We start from the raw sequence: 13,174 nt of genomic DNA, 5'->3' as shown, positions 1-13,174 counted from the left end.
TCCCTCAATAGGTGATGCGAGGGTCAAAGACGGTGTACAGCACGTCTATAACCAAGTTGATGACGATGTAGGTCAGGGAGAACAGCAAGATCACCCCTTGGATAATGGGGTAGTCGCGCGCTTGCACAGCTTCGACGACCAGCCTGCCCAGTCCGGGGATGTTAAATACCGATTCTGTGACCACCACCCCGCCAATCAGCGCGGCCGCCCCAATCCCCACAATGGTGACGATGGGCACGGCAGCATTGCGTAGCGCATGGCGTAAAAACACGGCGCTCTCTTTCACGCCTTTGGCGCGGGCGGTACGGATGAAGTCTTCGTTCATCACTTCGATCACGCTACTGCGGGTGATACGAGCAATCAGCGCCACATACACTGTACTGAGTGCGATGGTAGGCAGCACCAAACGCATGCTGAAGGCATAGAAACCTTGGCTGAGGTCTTTGTAGCCTTGTACTGGAAACCACCCTAACTGCAGCGAAAAGAGATAGATCAGCAGATAACCCACCACAAAAGTGGGAATGGAGAATCCTAGTACCGACAAAATCATCACCAAACGGTCGGTGGCGCGGCCATGTCGCCATGCGGCAATTAAGCCAATGGGGATAGCGATTAGCAGGGTGAAACTCATGGTGCTGATGGCTAAAGCAATGGTGGGGCCCATGCGGTCAGCAATCAGGGTGGTCACGGCTGTGCCAGACAGCAAAGACGTACCCAGATCACCGTGCAGCAATTTGCCTGCCCAATCAAAAAATTGGGTAGTGATGGGTTGATCCAACCCCATTTGTGCGCGTATGGCGGCCAACTGGGCTGGTGATGCATCGTCACCAGCAATCACAGCTGCCGGGTCGCCCGGAGTCAGCCTTAGCAAGGCGAAGATCACGATGGCTACCATGATCACCACCGGTATGGTGGTGATCAGGCGCCTAGCAATGTAGAGAAGCATGCGTGGCCTCCTAGTTGGACTTGCTCAATGACCAAAATACCGTGACGGGAGAATGCGGCACGTTGTGCAGAGTCTGGCTGTAGGCGGAAGGAATAGTGAATTGACCCAGCGGAATCACGACGCCTTGATCAATGGCCAATTCGTTGATTTTCAGAGCAATGGCTTTGCGTTCGGCATCGTCTGTGGTCAGCGCAAATTGCTTACGCAGCGCTTCGATCTCCGGCACATCTGGCCACCCTGCCCACGCTTGTTTGCCGCTGGCGTTCAGTGTGGTGTTACCAAAAGGGTCGCCGCTAGAGGCCAAGGTGGCGTAGGTGGAAAAGATGTTCCAACCGCCATTCGCGGCATCCGATTGATTGCCTTGCTGCATCACTACACTTTGCCAATCCATGGATTTCAATTGCACGTTAAAACCGGCTTTACGCAGCGCATCGGCAATCACCACAGGTTGGGGGGATACGGTTGCCATGTCGGTGGGGTGCAGGATGACTACGGGCTCGCCTTTGTAGCTGGATGATTTCAGCAAGGCCTGGGCTTTTTCCAACTGCGGTTTGACCACGTCGTCGTAACGGTAGTCGCTCTCAAACGGGTTGCCACAACCTAGTGTGGTGGCGCAGGTGCGTGAGTAGTCAGGGTTGCCGATCAGCGCGTTCAATACTTGCTGCTGATCTATAGCCAGCATGGCGGCTTCACGCACGGCAGGGTCGTTAAAGGGGGCGTGCAGGTGGTTGAAACGGAAGTAGGTCCAGTTGCCTAGCTCATCAATGGTGTCCAGTTTTACGTCGTCATTGTTTTGCAGCAATGGCAGCAGATCCAACGGGATTTGCTGCATGAAATCAATCTCACCTTGCAGCAAGGCGTTCACGCCAGTGATGGCGTCTGGCATGGTGACCCACTCTACTTTATCCACATTCACAACTTTGCCCCCTGCTGTCCAACTGGCAGGTTCAGAACGTGGTTGGTAGTCGGTGTTTTTGGCGTACACCACTTTGACGCCTGGGCGGAATTGGTCGGCGACAAACGTAAAGGGGCCAGAGCCTACAAACTCGGTAATGGCTTCAGAACCGGGCGTGACAGCAATGCGCTCTGGCATCATGAACGCTGGTCTAGAGCTGAGTTTTGCCAAGCCAGAGAGCAACAGACCAGTGGGCTCTTGCAAGCGTACAGAGAAGCTTTTTTCATCCACTGCGGACATGTCTTCCACCATGGTCTGCAAGACCTGACCGGTGCCGTCCACACCCATCCAGCGTTTGATGGAAGCGATGCAATCGGCGGGCGTCACAGGTGTGCCGTCGTGCCATTTCAAGCCGTCACGCAGAGTAAAGGTGTAGGTTTTACCGTCGTCGCTGACGCTCCAATCGGCCATCTGAGGTTGAACGTGGAATTGCTCATCCATGCCCAACAAGGTGTCGTAAATCATGTAGCCATGATCACGGGTGAGGAAAGAGGTACTGAATACGGGGTCCATTACCCGCAGGCCAGCATGCATGACGGCAGTCACCGTGGTTTCAGCATGTACAGCGAGGGGCGCAACGCAGGCGCTAGCCAGCAGCAAGCCGGCCAACGTGGTGCGCGATAGCGGGGCAAGTGTGTGACGTGCCATGTTTGTCTCCTGAGTCAGGTAGGTATTGTTGTGTTTTATGGTGCAGCAGTTGTGGCGGTATTACAGGCTGAAAAGCGGTGCTAACAACGGCTGTTTGTTACTGGGCGATTGCAGTATGTCGGTCAATAAACGGGCAGAACCAAAGGCCAAGGTGAAACCCAATGCGCCATGTCCTACGTTTAAAAACAAGTTGTTAAAGGGGCTAGCACCAATCAGCGGTGTGCTGGTGGGGCGCGAAGGGCGTTCACCGGTCCATTCCTCTATGTCACCGGTGGGCGTTAACGCCGGGAAAAAGTCGTTCACCTGCTGGCGTAAGGTGCTGAGTCGGGCAGCGATGGCAGAGGGCTTGTTGACCCCAATATCAATCATGCCCGCCACACGTAACTTGTCGCCAATGCGGGCGTACACCACTTTGTTGCGTATGTCGCTCACACTGGCCTGTGGTGCGCCACTGTGTTCGTCTACGGGGATGGTGAGTGAGTAACCGCGTAGGGGGTAAATACCCAAATTCAGCCCTAAGGGGCGCGCTAGTTTTTGTGCACCCGTGCCATTGGCCAAAATTATGGTGTGGGCATCCAGAGCACCTTGTGCAGTAAATGCGGTGACGCTGTCGCCGTGGCGCTCTAAGCGTGTAATGGGGGTGTTGAAGTGAAACACCACACCCATTTGTTGCAGGCGCTCTTGCAAGGCTAAGCACAGTTGTTCACAGTCGCCAGCTTCCTCGCTGGGGGTAAATAAACCACCCTGTATGCGGTGTGCGATGGGCGCTAAGCTAGGTTCTTGTTCTACGGTTTGTGCAGGGGTGAGTACGCGTTGTTCTACACCGTGACGACCTAGAAAGCTGCCTTGTGCATCACGAGCGGCAGCGAAGCTGTGCGAGTTTTCAAATACCTGCAATTTGCCGTGATGGTTATGGGCAAATTCCAGGGGTTGTGCGCGTTGCAGTTGGTCTAAGACTTGGCGACTTAGCTTGCCCAGTTGCAGCAAATTTTCTGCACCGCGTCGGCTTTGGCTGGCCGAGCAGGCTTTTAAGAAAGAGAGCAACCAACTGCATTGCGAAAGGCTAAATGTGGGGTGCAAACGTAATGCACCATTTCTATCCAACAATAATTTGTGCAGGGAGCGCAGCACATCGGGGGTGGCCAAGGGGGTGACGAAGCTGTAGCTCAGCTGTGCGCCATTGGCTTTGCTGGTGCCTTGACCGGGCTTGGCGTCGGCATCGTACACGCTGACGTCCAAGCCATGACGGCGCAGTTCGTACGCCGTGGCTAACCCTACAATACCAGCACCGATAACAGCGATTTTTTTCATGCTGGGCTCCCAGATTGCTGCAGCGCAGCAATTGTGGCGTTGGGAGAGATGTAATCCAGACTGGTACGCACCACAATGACGCTTAATTGCTTGCTTTGCAGCGCAGCATTTAACGCAGGAGCAAACTCATCGCTATGTCGCACGTTAAAGGTTTGTGCACCGCATGCAGCGGCGAGTTGGGCGAAGTTGGGGTTGTGCAAGGCGGTGGCACTAGGACGATGCGGAAAGTGTTTTTCCTGATGCATGCGTATGGTGCCGTAGCAGGCGTTATCCGAAATGATGATGATGGGGGTTGCGCCATATTGTGCGGAGGTTGCTAACTCGTTGCCGGTCATCATGAAGCCGCCATCGCCCACAAAACACACCACGGGGCGTGTGGGCTGCGCGAGTGAACACGCCACAGCAGAGGGCACGCCATAGCCCATCGCACCCGACGAAGGGCCTATCAGTTGGCGTGTAGGGCTAAAGCGCAGTTGACGTTGTACCCAGCCACCAAAGTTACCGGCGTCCAGACAGATAATGGCATCGTCAGGCAATAAGGTATCGGCTTGAGCCACGATATTGCCGAACACCACACCATTGGCTTGGTCTGCAACCGGCGTCCAGTCGCGCAGTTCTACGGTTGTGCGGTGCAACGAGGCAATCCAGTCTTGCCGTGCTGCGGATACGGCAGGTGCAGTGGCTTGATTCAGTGTGCGCAAGCTAGCAACAGGGTCGGCTGCAACGGCGATGTCGGTTTGACGATAGCGGCTGACGACGGTGCTGTCTGGCCAAATGTGTATGAGGGTTTGGGCAGCTTTGGGGGCGGCAGGGAAATGGAAGGATTGGCTGGTCACATCGCCCAAGCGGGTGCCAATGGCCAAAATCAAATCGCTGCGTGTGACGGATTCTTTAAGCGCGGCAGGTAAGCCGTACACCAAGTGTCCTGCAAATAGAGGATGATCGTTAGGAATCAAATCGGCATGACGTACCGAGGTGGCGACCGGCAGAGAAAAGCGTTCTGCAAATTCCAATAAAGCCTGTTTGCCTGCATCACTTTTAAGCAGCCCACCGGCAATGATTAAGGGGCGTTCGGCTTGGCTTACCGCCTGCACAATAGCGTCGGTATCTAAGGCGCTGAGTGTGCTAGGTTGACTGTGACGGGGGAAGACGCCAGTGTGTGGGCAATGGTCTTCCAGCATGTCTTCAGGCAAGGAAATAATGACCGGGCCGGGTGTGCCGCTTTGTGCCAAATAAAAGGCAGTGCACAAGATATCCGCCAGTTGATCGGCGTGTTCTACTTCCACCACCCATTTCGCCATGTCACTAAACATGCGCTCGTAATGTATGTGTTGGAAGGCCTCGCGCTGCAAATTCTCGCGCTCTGCCTGACCTACTAACACCACCAATGGGCAGGCATCTTGTTGAGCTGAGTGAATAGCGATGGCCGCATTCATGCAACCTGGGCCACGGCTTACCATCAGTACGCCGGGGGTGCCGGTGAGTCTGGCGTGCCCCAGTGCCATGAAACCTGCGCCACCTTCATGGCGGCAGGTCACTACCTCTACGGCAGGCTGGTCATGCAAGCTGTCCAGCACGCTGAGATAGCTTTCACCGGGTACGCAATACACGCGTTTGACGTGATGCGCTAATAAGCACTCCACCAACAAATCGGCAGCACGAATGGTCATGTTTTTGTCTCGTTTCGTTATGAATTATGTATAAGGGCTGCTCTGGCTAAGACGGGTCTGTAGACTGCTTCCGTAAGCTTTCCAGAGATTGTTCTTTCAACGGTTCGGGCAGGCTGGCGCTCAACTGAATAAGCGCTTTTTGAATGCGATCCCAGCCCTCTTCGGTGCGCAGTGGCACCCCCAAGAAATGGGTCTCTGTCTTGGAACGTAACGACAGGTACAGCACGCCTGCCAGCATGATGCCTACCATGGCAGCAAGGTCGGCATCTTCGTCATCGTTCACCGAAGTCAGCGCATCAATAAAGGTACGAGCGGCTTTCTCACGGCGGGTTGCCAACTGTGCGCTCACATCGTTGCGCTCAATCAGCTCCCAACGACGAATTTCTTTCAAAGCATCGTTACTGGCCAGTGCCGTAATCTGCGCGTTCAACATGGTGAGAATCAATTGCTGCGGGCTGCGTGTTTCAGCTTTGTCGTCCAGCAGCATGGACGATTTCCCCGTCCAGAAATCCTGCGTTTGCATCCATTGCAACATCAGGCCAGGTAAGCCGTTGAAGTAGCGGTAGATCAGTTCTTTGCTGACGCCTGCGCGTTTTGCAATAGCATTGACGCCTACGCCCATCATGCCGGTTTCGCAGATTTGGTCTTCCAGCGCTTGCATGATTTTTTGTTCGGTCTGTTGACGACGAGTTAGGGTCATACGTGTGCTCCTATGATCAAAGACAAAGGGGGGTGATGCGGCAGCAGGCGCTGCAGGTGGTCACCGTGTTTGTGTCCTAGCAGGTCGTGTAAACAGGTGCCCAGTACATGGCCATCGGTAGTCACCGCTGTACAACCACCTTGAATGGCAACACAGCGGCCTTCAGCGTGCTGCACGAAGGGATCTGCAGTGTAAATGCATTGCACGGTGGCGGTAATGGGGTCCACTACTATTTGGTCATGCGGGGCTGGCAAAAGTGGGCAGAGATCAGGCACCGTCAGCAGCATGGCACCCGTTTGGTTGGCAGGTGCGGGTTCTTGCCACGCCACGTCGCACAGCAAGGTGGCGATGTGTGATGTCAGGTGCGGCGCAAAAAAGATGGAATTCAGCATCACCGCCACCTTTTTGTCTTGGTATTGCTGCGCGCCATGATGTTGATCGGGGCGGCGTGCTACCCGTTGTGTATTGGCATAGGCGATGTGCCCATCTGCCGTCACAGTCATTAGGCCCGCATCGTATTCGGGGTAGGCGGCGACAGTATTCTGTATGACTTGTTCGGGTGAGCAACCTTGTTGCAGTGCTTGCAACGCCAATTGGTTTAAGGGCAAGCCTGTAGGGGTGGGCCTATTGGGTAATCGGTGCCCTGTCATCAACGCAATACCGGGCAGGCTGGGCAGAAATTGCTGCAGGGGTTCAGGTCTCTGTGGGCCGCTGGAAATCAGGGCAGCACGTTGGTAGTTTAGCCACGCAGGATCAAGCTCCAACGCATGACTGCCGCCGTCTTGGGTTTGGCTATAGTGCACGGCACCGTCTTCGGCCATAACCGCCAACACAGCAAAGCCACCAATGGAGCCACTGCCCAAAATTTCGGCACACCGCAGCACACGCAATGCGTGCACTACGGCATGTTTACCAGTGACTGCAATACCAATCGTCATGCTTAGCTCCAAACATAGTGACCATCTGGTCACATTCAAATGCTAGCACTGCTTGGATTAGCTGAAAAGCGTGTCGTGGTAGAGAAAAACCCTTAAACGGTGAGTGTGTGTTCCGGGCGTTTCCAGCCGGTTTGATCGACAATTCGTCGGTAGTATTCAGGGCGACGATGCGCGCTAAAGTTGAAGGTTGAGGCTCTATTAACGTGACATAAGCGAAGATCGCAATCAGCTACCAGTAGTTCATCTGACCACGTAGAGGCTTGGGCGATGATTTCGCCAAAGGGGTTCACAATAATAGAATTACCGAACATGGCGTGACCATCTTCTACCCCTGCTTTGGCGACGGACACGGCAAAACAGTTGTTTTGATAGCAACCTGCCTGTACCACCAAGTTGGAATGCAGCACTTTAAGGTGCGGTGGCTGTTCGTGTTTCACATCTAAGTTGGCAACGGGGGTGTTGTAGCCAATCATCACCAGATCCACTTCTTGCAGACCCAATTCGCGCCATGCCTCTGGCCAACGGCGGTCATTGCACAGCAACATGCCAGCGTTAAAGGTGGCGACGCCCTCAAAGTCTAAACGGCGTACTGGAAAGCCTAAATTACCCACTTCAAAATAGCGCTTTTCCAAGTGCTGTAATGGGCGTTCAGCGATGTATTCGGCATGACCGGGTAAATGAATTTTGCGGTATTTCAGCACTTCTTCGCCGTGCCTGGAGACCAAACTAGCTGTGTTGAAGTGGTGGTTGTCGGGTGTTTTTTCTGCGTATGAAAACTGCAGCATCACACCTTTTTGCCGTGCCAGGTCCAGCACGGCTTGCATGCCAGCGGGTGGCCATTGGGTATCAAACCATTGATCAGCCTCTTCCATGGTTTCGTAGTACCACCGCGGGAAAAACGGGGTTAAACATAGCTCTGGAAACACGACGATATGGGCGCCACGGTGTGCGGCACCTTCCACCAATTTGAGCATGCGTGCGATCACATCATCGCGGGAATCCGTGCGTTGTATGGGCCCCATTTGGGCCGCCGCGACGGTCAGAATGTGCGACATATAAGGTCTCCGTTTGTGGTTGTAATTATGGCGTGCTGAGGTTCAGCACCGCTTCATAGTGCCACCGCATTCTGACGGTGTACAAGACGGATTCTGGAAAACCTTAGTGCGAAAAAACGGCAAAAACCGCTAAGCGTTTAGTGGATTAACGTTTTATACAGCACCGGCGCAGTGCCAAAGTCGGTGCGTATGTTGGTGCGAAATTGATAACCTTGCTTGATGTAGAACTGATGGGCTTTGGGATTAGAAACCAATTGCAATTCGGTTGCGCCCAATCGGGAAGCGCGTTCTTCAGCGGCGCGTAGCAACGCGGTACCTATACCTTGGTGCCAGCAATCAGGTTCTACAAACAAGTCATCCAATTGGGCTTGCGACAAGGCTAGGCGTGGCTCTACCGATGCAAAGCCTACTAGGCGTTTCTGTCGTTCTGCCACGATCAGTTGAGGCAACAAATCAGGGGGCACATGGTCTATATCAGGCAGTTGTCGCAGTTGTTCGGTGTGCTCCCCCCAGGCTAACGAGGCGCGTAACTTAATTTGCCCTAACAGGGCTAAGTCACTGGCATGGGCAGCACGTAGGTATAGCGTGGGTGTAGTCATGGTTTGGTGGCTATCTATAAGGTCCACCTATCCATTTCTGTAATGGGGGGTGGAAGGGCTCAGTGGTTGGTTTCTAGGTAGCATCATTGGTAGAAAACGTGTGCTACTACGCGACCCTACGTGCTTATAGCTTGCCATAACGAGGTAAAGGGTCATTCAGATTGCCGTTGTAGTCGGCAAGAACACCATTCTTGCGCGATGCAAAGGCAATTTCGCAAAGCGTGACATAAGTTATGGCGCCTGTATAGCGTGTTATCAAGGGTAAAGAAGGCTGGTATGGGGGTTGGTTTTGAGGCATTGCACTGCTGCATGAGTGGTGTTGCAGGACGTTGAAGGTGATAGGTACGTTTGCAGACCTTAACCTTATGTCATGGTTCAGTGGTGGCGTCGCCACAGGTCTGCTGTGTCTAGCCTATGCACAGTATGGCGTTGGTATATGCCATGTCGGTCGCGCGTACATTGATGGAGAATGATTACATCGCGTCATAACAAAATGGTGTACTCCACAATCCGTACACAATCCCTCGACAGTCATTCCACCTTGATGGCGCACACTGTGTACAGCATCACGTTAATTTGGAGATATGCGTCCATGTCCATCGACACTGCCAGCCTGTTGGCTGACGAAGCCCGGTATTGTTCATTCGGTGATACCGTTCACTATGTTAATCCGCCAAAGATCTTTACAGGCTGCGAAGGCAGTTACATGTTTGATGACGCGGGCACCCCTTATTTAGACTTGCAGATGTGGTATTCAGCGGTGAACTTCGGTTACCGCAACCGTCGTCTGGAAGACGCAATGACTAAGCAGCTGAACACGCTGCCGCAAATTGCTAGCCAATACCTGCACCCCACAAAAATTGAATTGGCCCGTGTGATTGCACAGGACGCCGAGAAAAAATGGGGCAGCCAAGGCCGTGTGCACTTCAACGTAGGTGGTGCACAAGCCGTTGAAGATTCCCTGAAAATTGTACGTAACGCCAGCGGTGGTAAAAGCCTGATGTTTGCGTTCGAGGGTGGCTATCACGGCCGTACCTTGGGTGCATCCAGCATTACTTCCAGCTACCGTTACCGTCGTCGTTACGGCCACTTTGGTGACCGTGCGCAGTTTATTCCTTTCCCCTACCCTTTCCGTCGCCCTAAAGGCATGACTGCGGAAGAGTACGCCGACTCCATCGTGCGCGATTTCGAACGTAAGTTTGAAAACGAATACCACGCGATTTGGGATCCTAAAACTAACCAGTGTGAATACGCGGCGTTCTACATCGAACCTATTCAAGGTACCGGTGGTTACGTGATTCCTCCTGCGAACTTCTTCACAGGCTTGAAACGCGTATTGGATGACCACGGTGTATTGCTGGTCGTAGACGAAATTCAAATGGGTTTCTGGCGTACCGGTAAGTTGTGGTCTGTGGAAAACTTTGGCATCAAACCAGACGTATTGGTATTTGCTAAAGCACTGACTAACGGTTTGAACCCATTGTCCGGTTTGTGGGCTCGTGAAGAGTTGATCAACCCAACGGTGTTCCCTCCAGGTTCTACACACTCCACCTTTGCGTCTAACCCATTGGGTACCGCAATTGGTCTGGAAGTGATGAAAATGACTCACGAAATAGACTTCGGTAAACAAGTTTGTGACGCGGGTGCTTACTTCCTGGATGGCCTGCGCGACCTGCAAAAACGTCACCGTGAAATCGGCGATGTGGATGGTTTGGGCTTGGCATTGCGTGCAGAGATTTGTACCGAAGACGGCTTCACCCCCAACAAAGCGCTGTTGGACAAAATGGTGGATATCGGTCTGGAAGGCAATCTGGACTACCAAGGCAGCAAACGTGGTTTGGTGCTGGATGTGGGCGGGTACTACAAAAACGTCATTACCTTTGCGCCTTCACTGATGATTACGCGTGCAGAAATTGACGAAGCAATGGCCTTGCTGGATCAGTTGATCACACGTGCAAAACAGGCCTAATGCCAGATTTGCCGTTATTACGTAACGCGTTAGAACCGGCCGCCTTGCATGCATGTTTCCTCCGGCACCCGCCGGAGGGGTTTCATGTATTGGAAGGCGTGCCGGTTCCGGCGTTTGTAGCGCCCTTTGATTTGCTCACCACCGCCGATGACGAGTTCAAAGCTCGCATCACTGGTTTTGTGGGCTACAGCATGTGGTCGCGTTGGCTTACCATCCGTACTGCCTTTGTAGGGACGACGGTGAGTGAGTACGCGGTGTGGCCGCCACAGTTGGGTGTCAACGAAGCCGTACAAGCGTTATTGAGTGGGCCCTGTAAAGCGCAAAAGCTCACCATCATCAAAGATCTGCCACAGCAATCGCCGTTGTTGTCTGATGACGATAATGCGTACGCAGATGCCGTGGTCGCCGCTTGCCAACAAGCGGGTTTTGTACCGATTGAAGGCCAAGCCCTGGCGTACGTACCCATTACCTTTGCCAGCACCCAAGATTATTTGGACAAGCTGACCAAGGATTCACGTCGCTATTTGCGTCGTAAGTTGCGTACCCGCGAGCAGATAGACGTCACCCGTGTGTACACCGGTGCGGCGTTTGGCGATGACCAAAAAGTGGATGAATACTATGCGTTGTACCAAGGGGTATATGCGCAAAGCGACGTGCACTTCGATAAACTGACCAAAGCATTTTTCACGCAATTACTGCGCGACCAAAGCAATGGCGGCATCGTATTTGAGTACCGCCATGCCGAAACTCATGAGTTTCTGGGTTGGAATTTGTGCTTTGAGCACCAAGGCAAATTGGTGGATAAATACATAGGGCTGTCGTATCCCTTGTCACGGGAAATGAACCTGTATTTTGTGAGCTGGTTTGTGAATCTGGAATACGCTCTGGAAAAAGGCTTAAGCCATTATGTGGCTGGCTGGACGGACCCCGGAGTGAAGGCTTTGTTGGGCGCGACGTTTACGCCCACGCGTCATATGGTGTATGTGCGTAACCCAATTTTGCGTGCGTTGGCCAGACGTTTTGCCAACCGTTTTGAAAGTGATAGCCAATGGATTACGTCCTAACCCCTTCTGAACCGCTGTTCCCTGTCGTGCTCAATACCGATGACTCTATCGGTACTTTAGACAATGAGCAGCGTATTACCCTCTCGTACGACTGGCGCGAAGCAGTACGTTTTGGGTGCCGCCGTTCGGTGTGGACAAAGCGCATTGCCGAAATGGAAGCGCTGATGCCTGCTTTTAACGAGCATGGCACGGTGTTTATGGGCAGTGGCGACTTTCACCATTTGAGTTTTTCGCTGATACAGCGTTGTATTGCAGCGGGTGGGTACGATATGCTGCGCCCGTTGCAAGTGGTGATTTTGGATAATCACCCCGATAACATGCGCTTTCCGTGGGGGATTCACTGCGGTTCGTGGGTACAGCGCGTGGCCTTGTTGCCTGCTGTCGCTAAGGTGCATGTGGTGGGTATTACGTCCTCCGATTTGGGTGCTGCTCACGCGTGGGAACACCGTTTGGCTGCACTGTGTGCCGGCAAGCTGACCTACTGGAGCACCAAGGTAGATACCGGTTGGGCGAAGCTGTTGGGACTGGGCAGTTTCTTCCGGTCATTCGACACCGAAGACGCGATGGTACAAGCGCTGTGCGACACCTTGGCTGAGGGCGATACAGACACTTATTTAAGTGTGGATAAAGACGCTTTTTCGCCAGAAGTGGTACGTACCAATTGGGATCAAGGTGAGTTGCGTACACGGCATATGCAAGAAATCGTGCACGCGCTGCGTGGTCGTATCGCAGGTAGCGATGTGACGGGTGAGGTCTCGGTGTGGAATTACACCACGCCGTGGAAGCGCTGGTTAAGCGCTGCTGACGGCCAAGACACCACGCAAGAAGATGCCGAATTGCCGCAATGGCAGGCACACCAGACTCGCTTCAATCAACAGTTGTTGCAGATGCTGCAGGCGGCCCGCTCGTAATACGGTGTGACTATTCTGGCTGTTTAGCGGCCAATCGGGTTTCGCTAATCGCCAGACACACAATACCGGCCAGGATAAAAATCGTACCGGTGATTTGTGGCCATCCTATGGACTCACCAAACAGCAGCGCTGACACTACTAGCACCGCCACAATCTCTAAGTGCGATGCCGCAAAGGCAGGTCCAATGGGGGCATGTTTTAGCAGGGTCATCCACGCAAAAAACGTGCCTATGTACCCGAGCAATGCACCGTAAATCCAAGGCTGACCAAACACACGGCCAAACCAACTGGCGGTAAATTCCAGTGGCAGCGCACTGTTGCCGGCCATTTTAAAACTGACTTGTGCGAAGGTGTCCAAGGCCATTAGGACGAGGAAGCCAACCAAATAAAAACGTTTCATGTTGAGTT

The 13,174-nt window shown here is 53.3% G+C and carries 12 protein-coding genes; 3 read left to right on the top strand and 9 right to left on the bottom strand.

The features are described 5' to 3' along the window. Positions 1-4: 4 nt before the first annotated feature. From ACLPHM_RS14265 to ACLPHM_RS14230, 8 genes are all read right to left on the bottom strand, one after another. Positions 5-946 (bottom strand): ABC transporter permease, encoded by a 942-nt coding sequence (locus tag ACLPHM_RS14265; protein WP_430221885.1) that lies wholly within the window; start codon positions 944-946, stop codon positions 5-7. 10 nt (positions 947-956) lie between these two features. Beyond that, a complete protein-coding gene (locus ACLPHM_RS14260; RefSeq protein ID WP_430221884.1) occupies positions 957-2,549 on the bottom strand; it encodes an ABC transporter substrate-binding protein in 1,593 nt (530 codons plus the stop codon). 60 nt (positions 2,550-2,609) lie between these two features. Then, positions 2,610-3,860 carry a D-amino acid dehydrogenase gene (locus ACLPHM_RS14255; protein ID WP_430221883.1) on the bottom strand — a complete coding sequence of 417 codons (1,251 nt, stop codon included), beginning with the start codon at positions 3,858-3,860 and terminating at the stop codon, positions 2,610-2,612. Beyond that, positions 3,857-5,530, bottom strand: coding sequence for a thiamine pyrophosphate-dependent enzyme (locus ACLPHM_RS14250; protein ID WP_430221882.1), 1,674 nt, complete (start codon positions 5,528-5,530; stop codon positions 3,857-3,859). Before ACLPHM_RS14250 ends, ACLPHM_RS14255 begins: the two co-directional genes overlap by 4 nt. Positions 5,531-5,576: 46 nt before the next feature. Further along, positions 5,577-6,230, bottom strand: a complete 654-nt coding sequence (locus ACLPHM_RS14245) for a TetR/AcrR family transcriptional regulator (protein WP_430221881.1) — start codon at positions 6,228-6,230, stop codon at positions 5,577-5,579. After that, positions 6,227-7,168: a DUF6963 family protein gene (locus ACLPHM_RS14240; protein ID WP_430221880.1), complete on the bottom strand. Its 942-nt coding sequence runs from the start codon at positions 7,166-7,168 to the stop codon at positions 6,227-6,229. The genes ACLPHM_RS14245 and ACLPHM_RS14240 overlap by 4 nt, the downstream gene beginning before the upstream one ends. 92 nt (positions 7,169-7,260) lie before the next feature. Continuing rightward, positions 7,261-8,223: a nitrilase-related carbon-nitrogen hydrolase gene (locus ACLPHM_RS14235; RefSeq protein WP_430221879.1), complete on the bottom strand. Its 963-nt coding sequence runs from the start codon at positions 8,221-8,223 to the stop codon at positions 7,261-7,263. A 137-nt stretch (positions 8,224-8,360) separates the two neighbouring features. After that, positions 8,361-8,822, bottom strand: coding sequence for a GNAT family N-acetyltransferase (locus tag ACLPHM_RS14230; protein ID WP_430221878.1), 462 nt, complete (start codon positions 8,820-8,822; stop codon positions 8,361-8,363). 592 nt (positions 8,823-9,414) lie between these two features. Here ACLPHM_RS14230 and ACLPHM_RS14225 point away from each other — a divergent pair. Genes ACLPHM_RS14225 through ACLPHM_RS14215 form a run of 3 tightly spaced genes read left to right on the top strand, consistent with a single transcriptional unit; the run spans position 9,415 to position 12,766 of the window. Next, complete coding sequence (locus ACLPHM_RS14225; protein WP_430221877.1) at positions 9,415-10,791, top strand: aspartate aminotransferase family protein; 1,377 nt, start codon at positions 9,415-9,417, stop codon at positions 10,789-10,791. Then, entirely contained in the window at positions 10,791-11,855 is a 1,065-nt protein-coding gene (locus ACLPHM_RS14220; RefSeq protein ID WP_430221876.1) for a peptidogalycan biosysnthesis protein, read from the top strand. Before ACLPHM_RS14225 ends, ACLPHM_RS14220 begins: the two co-directional genes overlap by 1 nt. Next, positions 11,840-12,766, top strand: a complete 927-nt coding sequence (locus ACLPHM_RS14215; RefSeq protein ID WP_430221875.1) for a hypothetical protein — start codon at positions 11,840-11,842, stop codon at positions 12,764-12,766. Before ACLPHM_RS14220 ends, ACLPHM_RS14215 begins: the two co-directional genes overlap by 16 nt. Before the next feature lie 10 nt (positions 12,767-12,776). On the opposite strand, the gene ACLPHM_RS14210 is transcribed toward ACLPHM_RS14215, so the two are convergent. Further along, a complete protein-coding gene (locus tag ACLPHM_RS14210) occupies positions 12,777-13,166 on the bottom strand; it encodes a DMT family transporter (RefSeq protein WP_430221874.1) in 390 nt (129 codons plus the stop codon). Positions 13,167-13,174 lie beyond the last annotated feature (8 nt).

It is taken from the genome of Paenalcaligenes sp. Me131 (assembly GCF_050487225.1).
Lineage (GTDB): Bacteria > Pseudomonadota > Gammaproteobacteria > Burkholderiales > Burkholderiaceae_B > Paenalcaligenes.
This window is presented reverse-complemented; position numbering and strand designations above follow the sequence as displayed.

Bases quoted from the DNA above. Each gene is read 5' to 3' on its own strand.
- ACLPHM_RS14235 (WP_430221879.1), bottom strand. From the start codon at position 8,223: ATGTCGCACATTCTGACCGTCGCGGCGGCCCAAATGGGGCCCATACAA.
- ACLPHM_RS14220 (WP_430221876.1), top strand. From the start codon at position 10,791: ATGCCAGATTTGCCGTTATTACGTAACGCGTTAGAACCGGCCGCCTTG.
- ACLPHM_RS14240 (WP_430221880.1), bottom strand. From the start codon at position 7,168: ATGACGATTGGTATTGCAGTCACTGGTAAACATGCCGTAGTGCACGCA.
- ACLPHM_RS14215 (WP_430221875.1), top strand. From the start codon at position 11,840: ATGGATTACGTCCTAACCCCTTCTGAACCGCTGTTCCCTGTCGTGCTC.
- ACLPHM_RS14250 (WP_430221882.1), bottom strand. From the start codon at position 5,530: ATGACCATTCGTGCTGCCGATTTGTTGGTGGAGTGCTTATTAGCGCAT.
- ACLPHM_RS14260 (WP_430221884.1), bottom strand. From the start codon at position 2,549: ATGGCACGTCACACACTTGCCCCGCTATCGCGCACCACGTTGGCCGGC.
- ACLPHM_RS14255 (WP_430221883.1), bottom strand. From the start codon at position 3,860: ATGAAAAAAATCGCTGTTATCGGTGCTGGTATTGTAGGGTTAGCCACG.
- ACLPHM_RS14210 (WP_430221874.1), bottom strand. From the start codon at position 13,166: ATGAAACGTTTTTATTTGGTTGGCTTCCTCGTCCTAATGGCCTTGGAC.
- ACLPHM_RS14245 (WP_430221881.1), bottom strand. From the start codon at position 6,230: ATGACCCTAACTCGTCGTCAACAGACCGAACAAAAAATCATGCAAGCG.
- ACLPHM_RS14225 (WP_430221877.1), top strand. From the start codon at position 9,415: ATGTCCATCGACACTGCCAGCCTGTTGGCTGACGAAGCCCGGTATTGT.
- ACLPHM_RS14265 (WP_430221885.1), bottom strand. From the start codon at position 946: ATGCTTCTCTACATTGCTAGGCGCCTGATCACCACCATACCGGTGGTG.
- ACLPHM_RS14230 (WP_430221878.1), bottom strand. From the start codon at position 8,822: ATGACTACACCCACGCTATACCTACGTGCTGCCCATGCCAGTGACTTA.